The organism is Janthinobacterium sp. EB271-G4-7A (assembly GCF_020858075.1).
In the GTDB taxonomy this organism is placed as follows: Bacteria; Pseudomonadota; Gammaproteobacteria; order Burkholderiales; family Burkholderiaceae_D; genus Janthinobacterium; species Janthinobacterium lividum.
The window spans coordinates 1,792,120-1,814,423 of sequence record NZ_JACYMI010000001.1 but is presented as its reverse complement, the minus strand read 5'-3'; the positions used below and the strand labels follow the sequence as shown (position 1 = coordinate 1,814,423).

Here is a 22,304-nt window from a genome sequence, read left to right as displayed (position 1 = left end):
CAATGAATGATATGAAATAAATTAAAGGATTTGCCAAGATGCATAGGCTTGGAGGCGATCCCGGCAGAAAGCCGCTTGCGCACGGCAGCCGGGGCACGCCCATGCCATCGGGTGTACGATGAAGCATCTTGAGCATTCCGAGCACCATGCCATGGCAATGATTACCACCGACTACGTTTCCACCTATTCAGGCAACCGTTTTTATCCCTTGCGCCCGCATATCGACAAGGTAGCCATCGAGGACATCGCCCACGGCCTTGCCTACCAGTGCCGCTTCAATGGGCAGACGCAAGTGTTTTACTCGGTCGCCCAGCACAGCCTGATCGTCGCCGAACTGGTGCCACCCCATTTGCGCCTGGCCGCCCTGCTGCACGACGCGGCCGAAGCCTACCTGGGCGACATGGTGAAACCCTTGAAAGTGTTGCTGCCGGAATTTGCCGTACTGGAAGACAAGGTCAGCGCCATCATCGCCGCCACGTATGGACTGGATTTTTCCGATTACGCGCCCATCAAGCGGGCCGACCTGATCGCGCTGGCCACGGAAAAGCGCGACCTGATGCCGCACTCGGCCGAACGCTGGGCTTACCTTGACGGCATCGCCCCCTTGCCCGGTATAATCGAGGCCATGGGTCCGGCCGAAGCCAAGCAGCGCTTCCTGCATGCCTTTGCCCAACTGGGCGGGCTTGGGCTGGCCGCATGAATGCTTCCACCCCGCCGTACGAATCGGCGCTAAGCCCCGGTTTTTTCACGGCTTTTTTAGATATCCACAGCAACTGTGGATAAAGTTGTTGATAAGCCCCTCTTGACAAGCCGCAACGCCAGTATTGATGCGGGTTTCAATAATTTGCTGATTTCACAGGCAATTTTTTACCCCAATGAAATCAATGACTTGCAATCATGAATTTGCGCTGGCGCAAACTTAATCTGCCACCATGAAAATATATTTTTGCTGTGCATAAGCCGATGTGGCGCGAGGCCGTCTTGCTTGAACAGCATTGTTTTGACAAACCCCGCAGACTGGCATAGTGTGGAGTAGCGAGTACGATCAACGGTGGATAAACGCATGAATATAGATAGCGATAGCGCCGCCAAGGAGGCGGACGAACCCGACTGGCTGGTCGACGAACCGCTGGGACGGACAGACGCGGCGGCAGAACCGTCCACTGCGGCACCTTGGCGCGTGCTGATTGTCGATGACGATGTCGACGTGCATGTGGTGACCAAGTTCGCCCTCAGCCAGGCCAGCTTCCAGGGACGCAGGCTGAGCTTTTTGCACGCGTACTCGGGCGCCGAGGCGCTGGCCTTGCTGCGCAGCACGCCTGATATCGCCGTGGTGCTGCTCGATGTCATCATGGAAACCCAGGATGCCGGGCTGCAAGTGGCGCGCCAGGTCCGCGAAGAACTGCACAACAGCGCCGTGCGCATCATCCTGCGCACGGGCCAGCCAGGCCAGGCCCTGGAACACCGCATCATCATCGATTACGACATCAATGATTTCTGGTGCAAGACCGACCTCACCACGCGCAAGTTGTTTACCACCGTGATCGCCTCGCTGCGCACCTATGCCACCTTGCGCGAAGCGCAGCAGCAGGTTACCGAACTGGCTGCCGCCCTGGCCCAGTGCGGCGACACGCCGGCGGCGCCGGCCAGCGGCACGCCCTGACCATCGGCCGCTACTTTCAGTCATAAAAACAAGAGCACTGGATAGGCATACAGGCTTGTGAAATGCCCCGTTTTGGCCCATCTTGCCCGCCGATTGCATGGGTTGGGCGGCTCCCATTTCCTAAGTGGCGGATTGTTAAGCGCTTTTTCAGATATCCACACGGACTGTGGATATCTTTGTGGATAAGGGCCTATTGACAGGCCTCAAAGCCACAGCCCGTGCGGCTTTCAATAAACTGCTCAATCAAACAGCAAAAATAAAACACATTAAAATCAAGTACTTAGAAACTCACACATAATCACAAGAAAATTATTTCGCCAATTTCGTTAACTCATCATTTGTGCATAACTGAGCCGTAATGATCAATCCGACAACAGCGGATCGCGGCCGCCGGCAACACAGTTGCCGTGGGGATACTCAATGCACGGTCTGGCGGCGCTGCTCAGGATGCAGCAGCACGCGCTCGATCAGTTCCGGGGCGACATTGTATGACTTCAGGTATTCCAGTGCGCACAAGGTACTGAAGGCCGCCTGCACGGCGATGCCCAGATTGACGATATCGCACATCTTCTGGTCGACCCGGGCATGCAGCACCACGGTTTTGACGGGCATATGCAGCGTTTCTGTGGAATGAGGCATGATGAACAACTCCTGCGAAGGGGACGGAGGGAGGAGACGGCGTAGCGGTGCGACCCGCGACAGCCCGGACAGGGACAGCGGTCATGTTGCCGATAAAAGTATTGCCGATAAACTCTCGATGTCAATGGCAGGGAAACATGAGCCACGGTTTTTTTCTTGCAGGCACAAGCGCAGCCGAAAGCGATGGACAAGCGCGATCGGCCACGGCGATAATCAGCCATGCCCTCCCCCTCCTCCATCCAGCCCGACCTGCCCCGCCCGCAGCCCGCCTCGCTTGCCGACCTGTTCTTCTCGTTCACCTGGCTGGCCCTGCAGGGATTCGGCGGCGTGCTGGCCGTGATCCAGCGCGAGATGGTCGAGCGCAAGCGCTGGCTGACGCAGGAAGAATTCCTGGAAGACTGGGCCGTGGCGCAAATCATGCCCGGGCCAAATGTCGTCAACCTGTCGCTGATGGTGGGCGGGCGCTATTTCGGTTTGAAAGGCGCGCTGACGGCGCTGGCCGGCATGCTGGCCGTGCCCCTCCTCATCGTGCTCGTGCTGGGCGTGCTGTACACGCGCTTTGGCGACAATGCGCAGATGGCGGGCGCCTTGCGCGGCATGGCGGCCGTGTCGGCCGGCATGATCGCCGCCACGGGCGTGAAACTGGCTGCCGCGCTGGGCAAGCATCCGCTGCCCTTGTGGCTGACCTTGTCCATCACCGTGCTCGGTGTGCTGATGGTGGCGATCTTCCGCTGGCCCCTGCTGTACATCCTGCTGGGCCTGGGCGGCATCGGCTGCCTGCTGACCTACCGAAAGCTGTCCGCATGAATCCGCCCTTGCAACTGGTGTTGAGCGCGGGCGACTGGCTGAACCTGTTCGGCCACTACCTGATGCTGTCGCTGATGTCGATCGGCGGCGCCATTTCCACCACGTCCGAAATGCACCGCTTCCTCGTCGAACAGCATGGCTGGCTGACACAGGCGCAATTCAACGAATCGATCGCCATCGCCCAGGCCGCGCCCGGCCCCAACGTGCTGTTCGTCGCCCTGATGGGCTGGAACGTGGGCATGAACGCGGGCAGCTACGCGGCGGCCTACCTCGGCGTGCTGGTGACCATGGTGGGCATCATGCTGCCCAGCACCACCCTCACCTACGTGGCGGCCCAGTGGGGCTACCGCAACCGCGATCTGCGCCCCGTGCGCGCCTTCAAGCAAGGCATGGCGCCCATCGTCGTCGCCCTGCTGATTTCCACGGGCATGATACTGGGCGGCGCCAACCATGACATCCGTACGGACTGGCCCCTGTGGAGCCTGTCCATCGTGGCTGGCCTCATCATCTGGCGCACGAAGATCCATTTATTGTGGCTGCTGGCGGCAGGCGCCGTGCTGGGCTGGTTCCAGCTCGTCTGACCTTACACGGCCAGGTGCCGCTTCACGTCCTCGCCATCCATCTGTTCCGCCTTGCCGCTGGCGACGACACTGCCGCGCGACAGGACGATGAATTCATCGGCCAGTTCGCGGGCAAAATCAAAATACTGTTCGCACAGCACGATGGCCATGTCGCCCCGCTGTTTCAACAGGCTGATCACGCGGCCGATATCCTTGATGACGGAGGGCTGGATGCCTTCCGTCGGCTCGTCGAAGATGATCAGCTGCGGCTCGGCCAGCAGGGCGCGGGCGATGGCCAGTTGCTGCTGTTGCCCGCCCGATAAATCTCCGCCGCGCCGCTGCAGCATCTCCTTGAGCACCGGAAACAGTTCATACACGTGGGGATCGATGCGCGCAGCTTGCCGGCCGCCCTTGCTCGCCATCCCCATCAGCAAGTTTTCCTCGACCGTCAGGCGCGCAAAGATGTCGCGGCCCTGCGGCACGTAAGCGATGCCCAGCTTTGCCCGCGCATGGGGCGCCAGCCTGGTGATGTCGCGTCCATGGAACACCACCTTGCCCTGCGCCACGGGCAGCACGCCCATCAGGCATTTCAGCAAGGTCGTCTTGCCCACGCCATTCCTGCCCAGCAAGGCCAGGCATTCGCCCTTGCGCGCCGACAGATTGATGCCGCGCAAGGTGTGCGAGGAGCCATAGTATTGATTCAATTGTTCGACTTCCAGCATGCTTACCTTCCCAGATAGACTTCGATCACGCGCTCGTCGGCTTGCACCTCGTCCATGCGCCCCTGCGCCAGCACGGCACCTTCATGCAGCACGGTGACGATGCCTTGCCGGGCGATTTCCGTCACAAAACCCATGTCGTGTTCGACCACCATGATCGAATGCTTGCCGCGCAATTCATTGAGCAACTCGGCCGTGCGCGCCGTTTCCGCATCCGACATGCCGGCCACGGGTTCGTCCAGCAAAATCAGCTGCGGCTCCTGCATCAGCAGCATGCCGATTTCCAGCCACTGCTTTTGCCCGTGCGACAGCAAACCCGCCGGCCGCGCCTCCTGGCCATTGAGGCGGATCAGGCGCAATATCGCTTCGATCCTGCCTTCCTGCTCGGACGTGAGGCGCGCAAACAGGGTGGGCGCCACGCGCTTGTCCATCTTCATCGCCAGTTCCAGGTTGTCGAACACCGTGTGCTGCTCGAACACGGTGGGGCGCTGAAACTTGCGGCCTATACCCGCGTGGGCGATCTGCGCTTCCGTCATGGTGGCCAGGTTCATGGTCTGGCCAAACCAGGCCGTGCCGGACGTGGGCCGCGTCTTGCCCGTGATCACATCCATCATCGTCGTCTTGCCCGCCCCGTTCGGGCCGATGATGCAGCGCAATTCGCCCACGGAAATATCGAGGCTGAGCTTGTTGATGGCCTTGAAACCGTCGAAGGACACGCTGATGTCTTCCAGGTACAAAATGGCGCCATGCGTCGTATCGACGCCCTCGCCTTTCACGCGCGAGTACGTCGGCCCCGCTTCCGCGCTGGCCATGCCGGGCAACATGCGGATACTCATGCGGCCTCCTCTGCCATGGCGGCGGGTTTTTTACGTTTGAGCTTGTTCAGCACGCCCAGCATGCCCTGCTGCATGAACAGCGTGACGACGATGAACAGCAAGCCCAGCGCGAACAGCCACAGTTCCGGCAAGGCAGCCGTGAACCAGCTTTTCAAGCCGTTGACGGTGAAGGCGCCCAGGATGGGACCGATCAGGGTGCCACGTCCGCCCACGGCCACCCACACGACCATCTCGATGGAGTTCGCCGGCGACATTTCGGACGGGTTGATGATGCCCACCTGCGGCACGTACAGGGCGCCGGCGATGCCGCACAGCACGGCCGACAAGGTCCAGACAAACAGCTTGAACCACAGCGGGTTGTAGCCGAGGAACATCAAGCGCGCCTCGCTGTCGCGCACGCCCTGCAGCACCCGGCCAAGTTTCGAGCGGACGATGGCGCGCGCGCCGATCAAGGCCGCCAGCAGGAAGGCCAGGGTCAGCAGGAACAGCACGGCCCGCGTGGCGGGCGCCGTGATGCTATGGCCGAGAATAGTCTTGAAATCCGTGAAACCGTTGTTGCCGCCAAAGCCAGTGTCATTGCGGAAGAACAGCAGCATGAAGGCATATGTCATCGCCTGGGTGATGATAGAAAAATACACGCCCTTGATGCGCGAGCGAAAGGCAAAGTAGCCAAACACAAAGGCGAGCACGCCCGGCACCAGCACGACGAGCGCCATGCAGTACCAGAAATGTTCCGTAAACGCCCAGTACCAGGGGTAGGTTTTCCAGTCGAGAAAGACCATGAAGTCGGGCAGGCTGCTGTGGTACTGGCCCTGGTCGCCGATGGCGCGCATCAGATACATGCCGTGCGCATACGCGCCCAGGGTAAAGAACACGCCGTGGCCCAGGGACAATATGCCCGTGTAGCCCCAGACGAGGTCCAGCGCCAGCGCGGCCAGCGCATAGCACATGAACTTGCCCACCAGCGCCACCGTGTAGGCGGACACGTGCAACGCATGCCCTTCGGCAAACGCCAGGTTAAAAACCGGCAACAACGCCGCCAGCACCGTGCATGCGGCAATCGCCAGCCAGACGGGCCGCGTGAACAGGCCAGGCTTGGATTGATAGGAGGTAGTCATTCGACGCTGCGTCCCTTCATGGCAAACAGGCCCTGCGGCCGGCGCTGGATGAAAATGATGATGAACACCAGAATGGCGATCTTCGCCAGCACGGCGCCCGCCACCGGTTCGAGGAATTTGTTGACTTCACCCAGCCCCAGCGCGGCAATCACGGTGCCGGCCAGCTGGCCCACGCCGCCAAGCACCACCACCATGAAGGAATCGACGATGTAGCTTTGGCCCAGGTCCGGCCCCACATTGCCCAGCTGCGACAAGGCCACGCCACCGAGCCCCGCGATGCCGGAACCGAGGCCGAAGGTCAGCATGTCGACCTTGCCCGTGGCCACGCCCACGCAATCGGCCATGCGGCGGTTTTGCGTGACGGCCCGCACGAACAGGCCCAGGCGCGTCTTGTTCAGGATCAGCCACACGGCCACGACGACGACGATGGCAAAGCCGATGATGGCCAGGCGGTTGTACGGCAGCACGAGGCCGCCCAGCACGGTGACGCCGCCCGACATCCAGGCGGGATTGGCCACTTCCACGTTTTGCGCGCCGAAGACCGTGCGCACGGCCTGCATGAGGATCAGGCTGATGCCCCAGGTGGCCAGCAGGGTTTCCAGCGGCCGGCCATACAGCCAGCGGATCACCGTGCGCTCCAGCATCACGCCCACCAGTCCCGCGACAAAAAAGGCGGCCGGCAAGGCGGCCAGCAGATACGCATCCTGCAAGCCAGGCAGGTAGCTGCGGAAGAACAGCTGGCACAGGTAGGTCGTGTAAGCGCCTATCATCAGCAATTCGCCATGCGCCATGTTGATGATGCCCATCAAGCCAAACGTGATGGCCAGCCCCAGCGCGGCCAGCAGCAGCACGCTGCCCAGCGAAATGCCGTAGAACACATTGCCGGCGAACTCCATGCGCGCCACCCGTCCCTTGATCTGGCGCATGGTCTCGATGGCGGCCAGCTGCACGGCCTCGTCCGGCTCGCCGGCTTTGCCATCTGGTCCTTTCTCCAGCATGGCTTGCAGCACGGGCAGCAATCGGGCATCGCTGCTGCCCGCCAGCGCCTGCACGGCGGCCTTGCGCATGGCGGCGTCGGGCGCATGCAGGTTGGCGCTGGCGATCAGCACCTGCAATATCTGTTTGATGTCAGCATCGTTTTCCTGCGCCAGCGCCTTGCGTATCAGGGGAACCTGCGCGGGATCGACGGATTGCTGCAGCGCCTGCGCGGCGGCCAGCCGGGTGCTGCGCTCCGGCGCCAGCAGTTGCAGGCCCGACAAGGCGCCCGCCACGGCCGCGCGCAAGCGGTTGTTGACCATCACGCCGTCGATGCCATCGGGCAGCGGCACATTCTTGCCGAGCGCAGGGTCAAGCGCCTGCTCGCCGTCGACGATATACACCTTGCCGTCGGGGGCCGCATATAACTGATCGTCCTGCAAGGCTTGCAGCACCCGGGCGGCCTCGGGCGTAGCCAGGGCGGCGATCTGGGCGACGGCCGCGATCCTGGTGTCGGGATCGTCGCCGGACAGCGCTTTTAGCAGATCGGGGGGGATTGCTGCCTGCGCCAGCGAGGATAGCAACAGGCAGGCGAGGACCAGCAGTTTGGGGATGAACCTCATTGTAAGTTCCATGGAAAAACTGCACGGGGCGAGCACTTACCCCAAAGGCGAGGACTGGGGTCGGACCCTCAGGGTCCGACCCCGGCATTTGCTGGTGGGTGATAGCGCCTACAACTTCTGCTTGCCCTCATTACCCTTGATAAACGGGCTCCACGGCTGGGCGCGTATCGGTTCCTTGGTTTTCCACACGACATTGAATTGCCCGTCGGCCTTGATCTCGCCGATCATCACGGGCTTGTGCAGGTGGTGGTTGGTCGGGTCCATGGTCAGGGTAAAACCGGACGGCGACTTGACGCTCTGGCCCGCCATGGCGGCGATCACCTTGTCCGTGTCCGTCGATTTCGCTTTTTCCACGGCTTGCGCCCACATGTGGATGCCCACATAGGTCGCTTCCATCGGGTCGTTCGTCACCACCGAACCCGCGTTCGGCAGCTTTTGCGCCACGGCATACGCTTTCCACTGCTTGATGAAGGCCGTATTGACGGGGTTCTTGACGGATTCAAAGTAATTCCACGCCGCCAAGTGCCCCAGCAGGGGCTTGGTATCGATGCCGCGCAATTCTTCCTCGCCCACGGAAAACGCGACGACGGGCACGTCCGTGGCTTTCAAGCCCGCATTGCCCAGTTCCTTGTAGAACGGCACGTTGGAATCGCCATTGATGGTGGAAATGACGGCCGTCTTGCCGCCCGTGGAAAATTTCTTGATGTTGGCGACGATGGTTTGATAGTCGGCATGGCCGAACGGCGTGTAAACCTCGCTGATATCGCTATCCTTGACGCCTTTGCTTTTCAGGAAGGCGCGCAGGATCTTGTTGGTGGTGCGCGGATACACATAATCCGTGCCCAGCAGCACGAAGCGTTTGGCGCCGCCACCATCCTTGCTCATCAGGTATTCCACGGCAGGAATCGCTTGCTGGTTCGGCGCGGCGCCCGTATAAAACACATTCTTTTCCAGCTCCTCGCCCTCGTACTGGACCGGGTAAAACAGCAGGCTGTTGAGTTCCTTGAACACCGGCAAGACGGATTTGCGGGACACGGATGTCCAGCAGCCAAACACGACAGCCACTTTATCCTGCGCCACCAGCTGGCGCGCTTTTTCCGCGAACAAGGGCCAGTTCGACGCGGGATCGACGACGACGGCTTCCAGCTTCTTGCCCAGCACGCCGCCCTTGGCATTGATCTCGGCGATCGTCATCAGCGCCACATCCTTGAGCGACGTTTCGGAAATGGCCATGGTGCCCGACAGGGAGTGCAAGATGCCCACCTTGATCGTGTCGGCGGCCAAGGCTGCCTGCATGGTGGTGGACATGGCCAGGGCCAGTGCGCCGGCGGCGGCCGCTTTCAGGATGATGCGTCGTGTCATGGGGACTCCTGTGATGGGTTCGTGGGGGTCGAGCTGGGTCTGCCATGTTGTTAAAGCAGAATGCATGCCAGCACCGGCAGGCGTCCGCCATGGTGCAAGCGGCGCTCGCCGCACGAAAAAAAACCTGGCTGCACAAGGACTGTGCAGCCAGGTTTCAAATTGCCGTAAAACGGTGCGCAGGACGCAGCAATCCCGGCATCAATCCTTGCGCGGAGCTCCACGCAGGCGGCGCCAGCCCTTGCGGCCCAGCGGGAACAGCAGCACGAAAGCGATCAGCCACGGCAGGATGTAGGCCATGGCAGTGATGGCGTTGGCCACGCCTTCCGACAGGTTTTCCGTGAAATTGCCCAGCGCGCGCTTGACGGGCCGCCAGAACGATTGCCTGCCTTCGGCGCTGATGGCCACGTTCAACAAGTCCGTATCGATGCGCTGCATCAACAGCGCATTGGCGGCCGTCGCCTGCTCCAGTTCCACTTGCACGGTGGCCAGTTCCTTGGTCACCTTGATGAGGGCATCGACGTTAGTGCCCGAACGTTTTTCCAGGTCTTGCAATTGCGCCTGGTATTGCTTGAGCATTTCCAGGCGTTTCTTGCTGTCGAGCACAGGACGGCCCAGGTCTTCCACCTTGGTGCCCTGGCTGGTGACGTCGCCTTCGGCCGCGACCAGCGCGACGAGCTTCTTGATGCCGGCCGGCTTGGCGCGCATGCTGATGCGCGCATGCACGTAGCGGCCGCTGTCGACGCTGGAATCGAGCAGCAGGCAGCCGTTTTCCGTATCGGCCTTGCAGGCGGCGACCACTTTTTCATACAGGGGCCGCACTTGCGCCTCGCGCGTATCGACGCTGACATTATGTTCATAGGCAAGGAACTCGCTGCCCTTTTCCTTGCCTTCGAGACGCGCGGCGCTCGACTGCCCGCCGCTCTCGCCCTTGCTGCCGCAGCCGGCCAGCAGCAACAGTCCAAACAGGCATATGGATATTTTTTTCATGGTTTCTTTCTTTGGATTATTTTTGCAGCGGCAACAATTCGATATCGGGCAAGTGCGCCGCCACGTCCTGCACGGTCGCATGGCCCGTCAGGGACGCCACCACCTGCGGCAACGGTTCCGGCCAGATTTCCGGCAAGTCGCGCTCCTCGGGCGCCAGCACGGGAAAGGCCAGCTGTTCCCGTGGCGGCGTGAAGGCGGCAGCGACGCCGGGCTTGTTGCCGCGCGCATCGATGCGGTACCAGCCAAACTCCTGCAGATGCACGGCGTTCAAGCCATGCAGGCAGAACGGCGGCCCCGCTTCGCCCACGGCCAGGCGTTGATAGCACAGGCCGGCAGGAATGCCGTTGGCGCGCAGCAGCGCGGCCAGCAGATGGCTCTTCGCATAGCAATAGCCAGTGCCGTGCTGCAAAACGTCGGAAGCGCGGCAGGTGACGGGATTGCGCTGGTAGTCCCAGCTGTGCGCGATCTCGTCGCGCACGAAGGCAAAGCAGCGGGCCGCGATGGCGGCGTCGCCCACCGCGCCTGCCGCCAGTGCAGCCGCCTTGGCGCGCACGGCAGGATGATCGCTGTCGATGTAAGTGCTGCTGGCTAGATACGGGGAAAAGTCGGTAGACATGGCGTCAAGGTCATGCAAAAAGATAATGCGCGATTCTAGTCGAAACGGCACGAAATCGAGCGTTTCCTTGCGCAGGAACAAAGAAAAACCACGCCTCAGGCTTACTGCGCGGGGGGTAGCGACTTTGGCGGCGGCCCGGTAGCTGGTATCATGCGGGCAAACGCAGCCGGCCATATTGGCGCGGCACATGCACTACCCTGCGAAGCGGACCTGCCCTCCGGCGCGCCGCCGACGCCTCCCTACAGATCAGAGAAACGAGTTCCCTATGAGCACATCATCGTCGCACCCATCGTTCTGGCGCCGTGTCCCGCTGGCCTTCGGCGCCTTCTTCAGCACCCTGTCGGACGCCGCCTATGCGGCCCGCGTGGAAAAGCTGTCCCTGCCCGAGGCGGCGCCCGCCGCTCCCGTCGCGCCAGTGGCCCCTGCCCCGGCGCCCGCCGCCGCGCCCGTCATTTTGAAAGAAGCGACGCCGGACGCCGCCCTGCAATTGCTGGCCCTGCTGCAACGCGAAGCGCGATTGATCGACTTCACCCAGGAAAACCTGGGCAGCCATGCCGATGCCGATATCGGCGCGGCTGCCCGCGTGGTGCATGAAGGCTGCGCCAAGGTCATGCGCGAGTATTTCACCATCGAGGCCGTGCGCCAGGAAGCCGAAGGCAGCCGCATCGTCCTGCAGGAAGGTTTTGATAGCGCCCAGGTACGCCTGACGGGCAATGTGGTCGGCTCAGCGCCGTTCACGGGCACCCTCAGCCACCGCGGCTGGCGCGCCTCCAGCGTGCGCCTGCCGAAACTGAGCGAGCAGCACGACGCCGCCATCCTGGCACCGGCCGAGGTGGAACTGTGAGCGACACGATCAACCCTACCCCGCGCTACGCCATCGGCATCGACCTGGGCACCACCCACAGCGCCCTGTCATATGTCAACCTGGTCGAGAGCGACGGCGAAAAGTCCAGCCATGGCGTACTGAAAGTGCCGCAACTGTCGGCGCCGGGCACCGTCGAAGAGCTGTCGCTGCTGCCATCGTTCGTCTACCTGCCGCACGCCGATGAAGTGGCGGCGGGCGACCTGGCCCTGCCCTGGGTCACCGAGGAAGCCGAAGCGCCGTTCGTCGTTGGCGAAATGGCCCGCAGCCGCGGCGCCACCACGCCGATCCGTTTGGTGTCGAGCGCGAAAAGCTGGCTGTGCCACCCGGGCGTGGACCGCCGCGCGGCGATCTTGCCTAACGACGCGCCGGCCGAAGTCGCGCGCATTTCGCCCATCACGGCCGCCACGCGCTACCTGACGCACTTGCGCCAGGCCTGGGACAACGCCCACCCGCAAGCGCCGTTCGCCGAGCAGGAAATCACCGTCACCATTCCCGCCTCGTTCGACCCGGCAGCGCGCGAGTTGACGATGGAAGCGGCGCAGGCGGCCGGTTATTCCTCATTGACCTTGCTGGAAGAGCCGCAAGCGGCCCTGTACAGCTGGATCCAGACCAGCGAAGGCCGCTGGCGCAAGGAAGTCAAGCCGGGCGACATCATCCTGGTGGTCGACGTGGGCGGCGGCACCAGCGACTTTTCGCTGATCGCCGTGCTCGAGCGCGACGGCGTGCTGGAACCGCACCGCGTGGCCGTCGGTGAACACATCCTGCTGGGCGGCGACAATATGGACCTGGCGCTGGCCCACCTGGTGGCCCGCAAGCTGGCCGCCAACGGCACCCAGCTCGACGCCTGGCAGATGCGCGCGCTGACCTACGGCTGCCGCAGCGCCAAGGAAAGCCTGCTGGCCGACAGCGGCCTCGATGTAGCGCCCATCGTCGTGCCGAGCCGCGGTTCGAAACTGATCGGCGGCTCCATCCGCACGGAACTGACGCGCGCGGAAGTGTCCACCTTCATCCTCGACGGCTTCTTCCCGCAAGTGGAAGCATCGAGCCGTCCTGCCGTACGCACGCGCGCCGGCCTGACGCAACTGGGCTTGCCGTATGCGCAGGATGCGGCCATCACGCGCCACCTGGCCGCGTTCCTGGGCCGCCAGGTGGCGGCAACGGCCGAACTGGAAGGCTTTGCAGGCCGCCAGGCGGACGGCGCCAGCTTCCTGCACCCGACGGCCGTGCTGTTCAACGGCGGCGTCTTCAAGTCGGACCTGCTGGTGCAGCGCATCATGGCCACCGTCAACGACTGGCTGTACATGGAAGGCGCGGAACCGGCGCGCATGCTGGCCGGGGCCGACCTGGACCTGGCCGTGGCGCGCGGCGCGGCCTACTACAGCTACGTGCGGCGCGGCCATGGCGTGCGCATCCGCGGCGGCACGGCCAGCGCCTTTTATGTCGCCATCGAGTCGGCCATGCCGGCCATCCCCGGCATGGAACCGCCTATCCAGGCCCTGTGCGTGGCGCCGTTCGGTATGGAAGAAGGCAGCGAACTGGAACTGCCAGGCCAGCAATTCGGCCTGGTCGTGGGCGAGCCTGTGCACTTCCGCTTCTTTGCATCGTCCACGCGCCGCAACGACCAGATCGGCGACTTGCTCGATTTCTGGGGCCCCGATGAATTGCAGGAGCTGAGCGAAATCCAGGCAACCTTGTCCGCCGAAGGCCGTCAGGCCGGCGACGTGGTGCAAGTCAAGCTGCACGCGCGCGTGACGGAAGCGGGCACGCTGGAACTGCTGGCCGTCTCCCCTGATGGCGCCGAGCGCTGGAAGGTGGAATTCGACGTGCGCGGCACGCCGCAGCAATAGGCATGCGCAGCGCAGTGGGCAAGCAGGCCTTCCTGGTCGGCATCGACCTGGGCACCACCAACACGGTGGTCGCCTATGCCAATGCCGCCGATGCGCAGGCGGGCATCCAGCTGTTCGCCATCGAGCAGCTGGTCGCTCCCGGCGAAGTGGGCGCACGCCCCCTGCTGCCGTCCTTGCGCTACCACCCTGCCGCCGGCGAACTGGCGGCGGGCGACTTGCAGCTGCCCTGGCCGCAGCAGGACCTGGAGCATGCCGTGCTGGGCGCTCTGGCGCGCCAGCTCGGCGCCCAGGTGCCGGGCCGCCTCGTTTCCAGCGCGAAGAGCTGGCTGTCGCACGCGAACGTGGACCGCCAGGCGCCCATCCTGCCGTGGGGCGCCGAGGCCGACGTGGCCAAGGTGTCGCCTGTCGCGGCCAGCGCCAGCTACCTCGCGTATGTACGCGCCGCGTGGAATCACCGCTTCCCGGATTCTCCGCTGGAAGAACAGGAACTGGTGCTGACCATCCCCGCCTCGTTCGACGAGGGTGCGCGCGCACTCACCCTGGAAGCGGCCCGCATGGCGGGCTTGCCTGCGCTACGATTGGTAGAAGAACCGCAGGCGGCCTTTTATGACTTCCTGCAGCGCCAGCGCGCCACCCTGCGCGAGGACCTGGCCGATACGCGCCGCATTCTGGTGTGCGACGTGGGCGGCGGCACCACGGATTTCAGCCTGATCGACGTGGCCTTCGATGACGACGGCGAACCGCAGCTCACGCGCAGCAGCGTGGGCAATCATTTGATCCTCGGCGGCGACAATATGGACCTGGCGCTGGCCCACCTGGTGGAAACGCGCATGGCGGCAGGCAGCGAAGGCGGCATGAAGCTGTCCGCCGCGCGCTTGTCGCAGCTGATGGAACGCTGCCGCGCCGCCAAGGAATTGCTGCTGTCGAACGATGCGCCGGAAAGCGCCACCGTCACCCTGCTGGGCGCAGGATCTCGTCTGATCGGCGGCAGCCGTTCCGTCGACGTCACGCGCGAGGAAGTGGCGGCCATGGTGGTCGATGGCTTCTTCCCGAAGGTGGAACTGAGCGAGGTGGCGAGAAAGGGCCGCGCCGGCATCGTCGAATTCGGCCTGCCGTATGCGCAGGACGCGGCCATCACGCGTCACCTGGCCGGCTTTTTACAACAACATCAGGGCGCACTGCCCGATACCCTGCTGCTCAATGGCGGGGTGTTCCGCGCCGACGCGCTGGCGCGCCGCCTGGCCGAGACCCTGGCGCACTGGCGTGGTCAGCCCTTGACCATCCTGCACAATGACAATCCAGACGTGGCCGTGGCCCGTGGCGCCGTCGCCTACGCGCTGGCCCGGCGCGGCCAGGCGCCGCGCATCGGCGGCGGCTCGCCGCGCAGCTATTTCCTCGTGCTGGGCGAAGCGGGCAAGGACAAGCGCGCCGTCTGCATCCTGCCCCGTGGCAGCGCCAGCGGCGAGGAAATCCGCCTGACCGAACGGCTGTTCGCGCTGCGCCTGGGCCGGCCCGTGCGCTTCCACCTGGCCACGTCCCTCTTTGAGGCGGGCACGCCGCCGCAACTGGGCGAGATCGTCGACCTGGACGCCGGAGAATACTTGCGCCTGCCGCCGCTGGCCAGCGTGCTGCACGACAAACAGGATGCCAGTGACAAGCGCGAAATCACCGTGCAGCTGGCGACAGTCATGACCGAGGTAGGGACTTTGGAAGTGCATTGCGTGGCCGCTGCGGATGCCGGCCAGCGCTGGCTGCTGGAATTCCAGTTGCGCGCTGGGAAGGAAGAGCAAGGAGATGGCGAGGCTCAAGCCGTTCCGCCGCGCGTGAAAGAAGCGGTCGAGAAGATCGAGCGCATCTTCGGCGGCAAGGCGCAAAAGGTCGAAGCCAAGGAAGTGCGGCAGCTGCGCCAGCACCTGGAACGGGGGCTGGGCGGACGCGAAAGCTGGGAGACTGCCCTGCTGCGCCAGCTGTTCGACGCCCTGCTGCTGCGCGCCCGTGGCCGGCGCCGCTCCGCCGAGCATGAGCGGGTCTGGCTGAACCTGGCGGGCTACTGTTTGCGGCCCGGCTATGGCGACGCGCTGGACCCGTGGCGCATCGAGCAGTTGTGGGCCCTGTTCGACGCGGGCGTGCAGCATCACAAGGACAACCAGGTGTGCGCCGAATGGTGGACCCTGTGGCGCCGGGTGGCCGGCGGCTTGAACCCCGAGCAGCAACTGCGCCTGCTGGACGACTTCGCCTTCAACCTGCAAGCCGATGCGGCCCAGCGCGGCAGCCGCCCCGTCACCCTGGTCAACGGCAGCGACGACGACATGCTGCGCCTGGGCGCGTCGCTCGAGCGCATCCCCGGCGCCTACAAGGCCGAAGTGGGCGCCTGGCTGATCAAGCGGCTGGAGAAAGCCAGCAAGAAGGGTGAAGCGGCCGATACGAATACCCTGTGGGCGCTGGCCAGGGTCGGCGCGCGCCAGCCCTTCCACGGCAGCGCGCACGAAGTGGTCGACAGCGCCAGCGTGGCCGACTGGCTGCACGTGCTGCTGGCGCTGGACTGGAAGAAAGTGGAACCGGCCGCCTTCGCCGCCACCCACCTGGCGCGCATGACGGGCGACCGCTCGCGCGACATCGGCGACGAACTGCGGGCCACCATCCTGGCCCGCCTGAAAGCCGTGGGCGCCCCGCCCCTGTGGCAGGCCATGGTCAGCGAAGTGACGCAGCTGGATGAAGCGAACACGAAACGCATGCTGGGCGAGGCGCTGCCACCGGGGTTGAAGCTGATCAATTAATCAACTGCCATCTCGCTACACCAGCGCCACCACCAGCAACAGCACCGCCAGCGGCGCCTGCACCAGCACGATGCCCGGATGCGTGCGGCGCAGCTGGGCCCACACGGACAGGCCCGGCACTTCCTCGTGCGGATGGTGGGCTTCGTCGCGCAGCGACATCGCGTGCAAGAACATGCCGGCGATCAGGGGGCCGGGGTTGACCCACCAGCCCTGCTCCAGCAAGCCGCGCGACAAATAGATGGCCAGTGCGCCGATGGCAAACGGCGAGGCCCACACCAGCACCAGCATCAGGCGGATGCCATAGAATTCCGCCAGGGTGCCCATGCGGTGCAGGCGGCTGAAATCGTGGTCTTCCATGCGCCGGTCGATGGCCAGCTCGGCGCGGCCATACAAGGTCCACAGGCCGCCGAACAGGCAGCCCAGCAGCACGCCGATGACGATGTCGGCCACGAACACCGCATATTTGTTGACGTCGGCCGTGCCGATGCCCAGCGACGTGTGGGCGGCCGCATGCAGGTGCAGGCTGGCCTGCTCGCCTTCGGCCGTCGTGTAGTGGTCGCGCACGTCATACGTGCTGCCGAGATACACGACGTTCTTGCGCAATGCCACGGCCTCCACGCCGGCCTGGCCATCGATCAGTTTCACGCGCGTGCGCGTGGGATTCAGGAATGCCGGCGCCACGGCGGCCGGGTGAAACGGTGCGGTGACGGCGTTCTGTTCGGCCGCTGCCTTGGCGTCGCCGCGGATGACGGGCTCGAACGCCCAGCGCGCCAACTCCTTTTCGCTGCCCGTATGCTGCGCCAGTTGGCACACGCGGCCAGCCAGCGCCAGCACTTCCTTTTGCTCGGACAGGGCGGCCGGCATGGGTTGCTGCTGCTCCTGCTCGTCGGCGCCATGCGCCAGCTCGAAGGCCACGGCAGCCAGCACGGGGCTTTTCAGCTCGATGCGCGTGACGGCGCCCATGCGTTCGCGGATCCGCGGGCTGGCAAAATGGATGCCGGCGGCGCAGCGCGCGCGTATCCACGGCAGGTTCGCATTGCGGTCCGATTGCTCGGGCAGGATCAGCACCAGTTGCCGGCCATCGGCGGCCAGCCGGTCGAGCAGGCGGTCCAGCGGCCTCTCGCCCGCCTTGTGCTGCTCGTACACGGCCGGCGCCAGGTCCAGGTCAATGGCCAGCACCTTGCTGCCGCGCGCGGCGGCGCTGGCGATCAATTGCTCCAGGCGTGAACGCTCCAGCGGTTCGCGCTCGTCGAAAACCTGCTCGAACGCGGGCTGGTCGATTTCGATGATGCCAGGCCGGTAGGCGGCGCCCGGGTCCTTGCCCCGGTTTAGCAGTTGCCCCTGTTCCGCGCTGGCGCGCAGCATGGCCGCATCGAGCCATTCGAGCACGTGAAAACCTTCCAGCACCAGCATCAGCGCGGCGATCAGGCTGGCGCCGATCACGTGGTGCAGCAGATGCGTGCCCGTCAGCTTGAAGGCAGAGCTCAGCTGGGCGACCGGCCACAGCAGGCGCCGCCAGAGCGGCGGGCGCGGTTGATCCTGCTGGCTGGTTTCCACGGTGCTTCCCCTTGCGTGCGTTGCATGAATATCATTCAAGCAACAAATAATGACGAAAGGATAGTGTATTGCAGTTGCGCCCGTTCCGCCGCACGGCTGGCACGGGCCCGCCCGCAGATTACTTCGGCTTGGCCAGCAACAACTTGCCCAGCGCCTCGAAGGCCGGCGTGGTGGTCGGGTCGTTGGCCGCGTTGGCCGCCGTCGGCGTGGAGGCGAAACGCACGATCACCATTTCCGCCTTCGGGTCGATGTAGATACGCTGGCCGTACACGCCGCGCGCCATGTAGGCGCCATGGTCGTTATGCGTGACCCACCACATGTCGCGGTAGCTCCAGCCCTTGAGCAAATCATAGCCGCCCTTGGCGAACAGCTGCCTGTCGCCGCCGCGGCGGATATCGTCGACGGCCGCCTTGGGCAAAATCTGCTGGCCGTTGTAGCGGCCATCGTTGCGCAGCATCTCGCCGAAGCGGGCCAGGTCGCGCAAGCCCGCATTCAAGCCGCCGCCAGCAAACGGCGTGCCCGTCGAATCGACCGTCATGTAGGCATCCTGCTCGGCCCCCAGCTTTTGCCAGATATGCTCGGACAGGTATTCGTTGACGTTCTGCCCCGTGACGCGGGCGATGATCCAGCCCAGCACGTCGGAGTTGACCGTGCGGTAGCCGAAACCCTCGCCATGCCTGCCCTCGTGCTGCACCGTCTGCAGGTACTCGAAATAACTGCGCGGCCCCGTGTAATCCTTCGGCTTGGGCAGCGGGCTGCCGGCCGCCGCGTGCTGCCAGACTTCCGCTTTCGGGTCCGCGTAATCTTCGCTGAATTTCAGGCCCGTGGTCATGTCAAGCACCTGGCGCACGGTGGCGTCGCCAAACGCGGACTTCGCCAGTTCCGGCACATACTCGGCCACTTTCCTGCCTGGATCGAGCTTGCCTTCGGCTACCAGGGCCGCGCCGATGGTGCCCATGACGGACTTCGTCACGGACATGGCACCGTGCTGGCCGCTCTCCTTCAATACGCCGAAATAGCGTTCATACACGATGCGACCCCGGTGCAGCACGACGATGCCGTCCGTGTAGTTGGCGCCCAGCGACTGCTCCCAGGTCATCGCGTCCTGCGCGCCCAGGGGCGTGAAGCGCAGGCTGTCGATATCGCTGCGCAGCGCGCGCGGCAAAGGCACGGGCGCTTTCAGGCCGCGCGCCACTTCCACCGTCGGCATCAGCTGGCGGAAGTGCGACACGCTCCAGCGCAGCTGGGGGAAATTGAAATAGCTGCCATCGTCGAAGCGGATGATCTTATCGGCCGGCGGCGGCGCGCCCACCATCCATTGCAGTGTAGCCGGGTCGCTGGCGGCGGCAGACAGCGGCGCCGTCGCTTCTGCCGCATGGGCGCTGGCGGCCAGCGCCAGGCAGGTGGCAGCCAGGGCCAGGCGTTTCATGCTGGGAAAATCGTTCATGCGATGCTCTCCTTGATAAACGGAATACTTAATATACCCATACGACGTTGGCCAGCCAGCCCGTCCAGGTCCGGGCCTGCCCGTTCACCAGCTGGTTCACGCCGGACTGCGCGAACGAGGCGCTGAAGCCCAGGGTCAGGTAGGTATTCGGGTTGACGACGCGCACATACTTGACGAAGACATCGTTCGCCAGCATCGGGCGCAGCACGCCGGAGATCACCACGGGTGCGTCGCCCGGCACGTCGAGGCGCGTCGCCTGGCCGAACTGTAACGGGCTGCCCATCCGGTTGGCGCGTACCTGGGCCAGGTAAGCGGTCACGGTGTCTTTCGGCGTCGGGTGAAGCTCGATGGTGGCCTGCAGCGCATTCACGTTGGCATTGACAAAGACCCAGGTCGCCTTGCTGCCCGAAGCCCAGGCGCCCGGCGTGCCTTCGAAAAACAGCGGATCGAAGCGCTCGTTGCGCGCCGTGCGCGGATCGTCGCCGGAAAAGCTCTGGTAGCCGAGGGTGAACTTCGGCGTCCACGCAACGTCGGGCAGGGAAAAGCCCCCTTCCGTGCGCCAGCCCCAGGCCCGCATCGGCTCGCGCGTGTTCCATTCGCGCGCCGCGTCGACGCCGAACCAGCCTTTCGGCAGCACGGTGGGCAGTACGGGCACGCGCGCGTAGCCATACACGAACTGCAGGTCCTTGCGGCCGTCAGGCACCGCCAGCGGCGCGCCGATGCCGCCCGGCGCCGCCTGCGGATACGCGGCATGCGAACGGGGCGCCTTGCCATACGCGATGCCCGCCTTGCGGTCGTTCGCGGGCGCGTAGCTGACGTCAACGCCCACGACGCGCGTGCCCGAATCGTTGTCGGGGTTTTCATTCGGGTCGAGATAGAACGCCTGGGCGCTGAGCGCATCCTGGCTTATTTTGGCCACCACGGAATTCTGGAATGCCTTGCGCGGCCCCAGTTTCAGCGCGCCACGGTCAAAGCCGTTCGAGCCGCCATTGGCGACCAGCATGCCCGTGCCCAGCGTGAAATTTTGCGCGCCGGCCGACAGGTCGAGCATGGCGCGCGTACCGCCGATCGGCATGCGGATGCCGGCGACGAACTCCTCGATCGAGATGCGGCCCGTATCGCCCGCGCCAAAAGGGTCATGGCGCAAGGTGCCCGAGCCGACTGCGGAAACGCGCGCATACAGCTGCTTGCCGTCGCCCAGATTGCGCTTGAAGCCGAGCGCCGGCTTGACATAGAACTCGTACCAGTAGGGATGGAAATCGAAGCCGGGATTGCGCGCCGGCGTATTCGACAGCTTCCAGAACAGATTGCTCTCGCCTGCCACTTGCACGCCCGCTTCGACGGAACGCGTCACTTGCCAGTCCGCGCCGATGGCCGGCTCGACGGCGGCGCGCCGGGCCACTTCCTTTTCCATGCTGCTCTGGCCATCGGGATCGAGCTGGCCGGCGGCGCCGCAGGCGGCGCTCCAGCCCAGCATCGCCAGCACCATCGTTCTGCGTACCAGGAACATCGCTTGCATTGCCATAGATATCCCTTGCGCTGGCTGACTGTCAATTTGAGCGAATGTTATCAGAGATGCTCTTGTTGTAAGGCATCCTATCGTGCGGTGCGGCCGTGGTGAGACAAACGTCTCACGGCAGTCCCATGCTGCAATGCGGCATGCATGTGCCGGCGCTTCGTGCTACAAACGGAAAGACCATCAAAACACCAGATACCGAGACACTGGAGAGCGCCATGCCCTACGTCCGCCAGACCAGCCATATCGACCGCGTGCGCGACCTGATCGCCGGCCGTATCGTCAATCCGGGAGCCGATACGGCCAGGCTGGCCTCGTCGTACCGGCGCTCGCTGGACGATTACCGGCTCGACCCCGCCTCGACGACAGGGCCGCGCATCCTGACAAGCGCCGAACTGCGCGCCATCCAGCAGTCCGAGGAAAATTTTCTGCGCTCCACGGGCCAGTGCCTGCCGCGCCTGCACGCCATGGTGCGCGAAACGGGCTACTGCGTCATCCTCGCCAATGCGCGCGGCGTGACCATCGACTACGTGGTCGACAAGGACCAGCGCAAGGATTTCAAGAAGGCGGGCCTGTATCCCGGTTCGTGCTGGTCGGAAGAAGAGGAAGGCACGTGCGGCATCGCCTCCGTGCTGCTCGACCACGAAGCCATCACCGTGCACAAGACCGACCATTTCCGCGCCGCGTTCACTGGCCTGACCTGCAGCGCCGCGCCGATTTTTTCGCCGCACGGCGACTTGATCGGCGTGCTCGATGCGTCGGCCCTGAGTTCGCCCGACGCGCGCGACAGCCAGCGCCTGGTAAAACAACTGGTGCGGCAAGGCGCGACCCTGATCGAGGACGGATTTTTTCTCAAGTCCTACAGCCATTGCTGCATCCTGCTGGCGCACCGCAACCGCCACTTCGTGGAAGTGCAGCCGGAGATGCTGCTCGCCATCGACGAACATGGCGACATCGTCGCCGCCAACCGCTGCGCGCGCGACGTCATCGGGGGCCTGGACGTCCTGCCGCGTTCCGTCAACGAGGTGCTGGAAGTGCGCGCCGAGCGGCTGGTCGATGCGCGCGCGGGACACAATCTGCTGTCCCTGCGCCTGGCCGGCGGCAGCACCTGGCTGCACGCCCGCGTGCGTGCGCCGCTGCGCCAGGCCAGCGCGCGCACACGCGTCAAGGACACGGCCCCCGTGACGGATGGCGTGGCGGCCTGCACGCAGCAGGAGATGGCCGAGCGCACGCGCATCGTCCATGCCATGAACAGCGCCAAATGGCGCCCGCTGCAGGCTGCCGCCATGCTGGGCATCTCGCGCGCCACCCTGTACCGGCGCCTCAAGCAGCTGCACATCGTGCCGCCGCACCGGCAGTAAGCAGCAGAAAAAGCTGAGACTTCCGTCTC

General features: G+C 64.4%; 19 protein-coding genes. 8 read left to right on the top strand and 11 right to left on the bottom strand.

The genetic code is table 11. The features are described 5' to 3' along the window. Positions 1–151: 151 nt before the first annotated feature. Both IGS58_RS08300 and IGS58_RS08295 read left to right on the top strand, forming a co-directional pair. Complete coding sequence (locus IGS58_RS08300; protein ID WP_092605902.1) at positions 152–700, top strand: phosphohydrolase; 549 nt, start codon at positions 152–154, stop codon at positions 698–700. Positions 701–1,063: 363 nt separating this feature from the next. After that, on the top strand, positions 1,064–1,663 hold the full coding sequence (locus IGS58_RS08295) for a response regulator (RefSeq protein ID WP_083299743.1): 600 nt from the start codon (positions 1,064–1,066) through the stop codon (positions 1,661–1,663). Between the two features lie 417 nt (positions 1,664–2,080). Here the strand turns inward: IGS58_RS08295 and IGS58_RS08290 are convergent, their stop codons facing one another. Beyond that, positions 2,081–2,302 (bottom strand): hypothetical protein, encoded by a 222-nt coding sequence (locus IGS58_RS08290; protein WP_099388279.1) that lies wholly within the window; start codon positions 2,300–2,302, stop codon positions 2,081–2,083. 219 nt (positions 2,303–2,521) lie between these two features. Between IGS58_RS08290 and IGS58_RS08285 the strand changes: the two genes are divergently transcribed. Continuing rightward, positions 2,522–3,109 carry a chromate transporter gene (locus tag IGS58_RS08285; protein WP_052139945.1) on the top strand — a complete coding sequence of 196 codons (588 nt, stop codon included), beginning with the start codon at positions 2,522–2,524 and terminating at the stop codon, positions 3,107–3,109. Beyond that, on the top strand, positions 3,106–3,690 hold the full coding sequence (locus tag IGS58_RS08280) for a chromate transporter (protein WP_034779146.1): 585 nt from the start codon (positions 3,106–3,108) through the stop codon (positions 3,688–3,690). Before IGS58_RS08285 ends, IGS58_RS08280 begins: the two co-directional genes overlap by 4 nt. A 2-nt stretch (positions 3,691–3,692) precedes the next feature. Here the strand turns inward: IGS58_RS08280 and urtE are convergent, their stop codons facing one another. From urtE to IGS58_RS08245, 7 genes are all read right to left on the bottom strand, one after another. Then, positions 3,693–4,391, bottom strand: a complete 699-nt coding sequence (gene urtE / locus IGS58_RS08275) for an urea ABC transporter ATP-binding subunit UrtE (RefSeq protein WP_070280244.1) — start codon at positions 4,389–4,391, stop codon at positions 3,693–3,695. Positions 4,392–4,393: 2 nt separating this feature from the next. Then, positions 4,394–5,224: an urea ABC transporter ATP-binding protein UrtD gene (gene urtD, locus IGS58_RS08270; RefSeq protein WP_070254548.1), complete on the bottom strand. Its 831-nt coding sequence runs from the start codon at positions 5,222–5,224 to the stop codon at positions 4,394–4,396. Continuing rightward, complete coding sequence (gene urtC / locus IGS58_RS08265; RefSeq protein WP_230521059.1) at positions 5,221–6,342, bottom strand: urea ABC transporter permease subunit UrtC; 1,122 nt, start codon at positions 6,340–6,342, stop codon at positions 5,221–5,223. Before urtC ends, urtD begins: the two co-directional genes overlap by 4 nt. After that, positions 6,339–7,940: an urea ABC transporter permease subunit UrtB gene (gene urtB / locus IGS58_RS08260; protein ID WP_230521058.1), complete on the bottom strand. Its 1,602-nt coding sequence runs from the start codon at positions 7,938–7,940 to the stop codon at positions 6,339–6,341. The genes urtC and urtB overlap by 4 nt, the downstream gene beginning before the upstream one ends. Positions 7,941–8,048: 108 nt before the next feature. Further along, positions 8,049–9,302, bottom strand: coding sequence for an urea ABC transporter substrate-binding protein (urtA, locus tag IGS58_RS08255; RefSeq protein WP_176376080.1), 1,254 nt, complete (start codon positions 9,300–9,302; stop codon positions 8,049–8,051). A gap of 198 nt (positions 9,303–9,500) precedes the next feature. Beyond that, entirely contained in the window at positions 9,501–10,289 is a 789-nt protein-coding gene (locus IGS58_RS08250; RefSeq protein WP_070254544.1) for a DUF4349 domain-containing protein, read from the bottom strand. 16 nt (positions 10,290–10,305) lie between these two features. Next, positions 10,306–10,905, bottom strand: coding sequence for a transglutaminase-like domain-containing protein (locus IGS58_RS08245; RefSeq protein WP_230521057.1), 600 nt, complete (start codon positions 10,903–10,905; stop codon positions 10,306–10,308). A 265-nt stretch (positions 10,906–11,170) separates the two neighbouring features. On the opposite strand from IGS58_RS08245, the gene IGS58_RS08240 reads away from it, so the two are divergent. From IGS58_RS08240 to IGS58_RS08230, 3 genes are read left to right on the top strand one after another with little or no spacing between them, the layout of a single operon-like run. After that, positions 11,171–11,749, top strand: coding sequence for a DUF2760 domain-containing protein (locus IGS58_RS08240; protein ID WP_230521056.1), 579 nt, complete (start codon positions 11,171–11,173; stop codon positions 11,747–11,749). Beyond that, positions 11,746–13,617, top strand: a complete 1,872-nt coding sequence (locus IGS58_RS08235; RefSeq protein ID WP_230521055.1) for an Hsp70 family protein — start codon at positions 11,746–11,748, stop codon at positions 13,615–13,617. Before IGS58_RS08240 ends, IGS58_RS08235 begins: the two co-directional genes overlap by 4 nt. 2 nt (positions 13,618–13,619) lie before the next feature. Beyond that, the gene (locus tag IGS58_RS08230) at positions 13,620–16,394 is read left to right on the top strand and encodes an Hsp70 family protein (protein WP_230521054.1); all 2,775 of its coding nucleotides are present in this window, start codon (positions 13,620–13,622) and stop codon (positions 16,392–16,394) included. 15 nt (positions 16,395–16,409) lie between these two features. Here the strand turns inward: IGS58_RS08230 and IGS58_RS08225 are convergent, their stop codons facing one another. The 3 genes from IGS58_RS08225 to IGS58_RS08215 form a co-directional block, all read right to left on the bottom strand. Further along, positions 16,410–17,951, bottom strand: coding sequence for a CHASE2 domain-containing protein (locus IGS58_RS08225; RefSeq protein ID WP_230521053.1), 1,542 nt, complete (start codon positions 17,949–17,951; stop codon positions 16,410–16,412). A 118-nt stretch (positions 17,952–18,069) separates the two neighbouring features. Further along, complete coding sequence (locus IGS58_RS08220; RefSeq protein ID WP_174718106.1) at positions 18,070–19,398, bottom strand: serine hydrolase domain-containing protein; 1,329 nt, start codon at positions 19,396–19,398, stop codon at positions 18,070–18,072. A 28-nt stretch (positions 19,399–19,426) separates the two neighbouring features. Next, positions 19,427–20,923, bottom strand: coding sequence for an alginate export family protein (locus IGS58_RS08215; protein ID WP_230521052.1), 1,497 nt, complete (start codon positions 20,921–20,923; stop codon positions 19,427–19,429). A gap of 209 nt (positions 20,924–21,132) precedes the next feature. Here IGS58_RS08215 and IGS58_RS08210 point away from each other — a divergent pair, with 209 nt between their 5' ends. After that, a complete protein-coding gene (locus tag IGS58_RS08210) occupies positions 21,133–22,275 on the top strand; it encodes a sigma-54-dependent Fis family transcriptional regulator (protein WP_230521051.1) in 1,143 nt (380 codons plus the stop codon). The last annotated feature ends 29 nt before the right edge of the window (positions 22,276–22,304 follow it).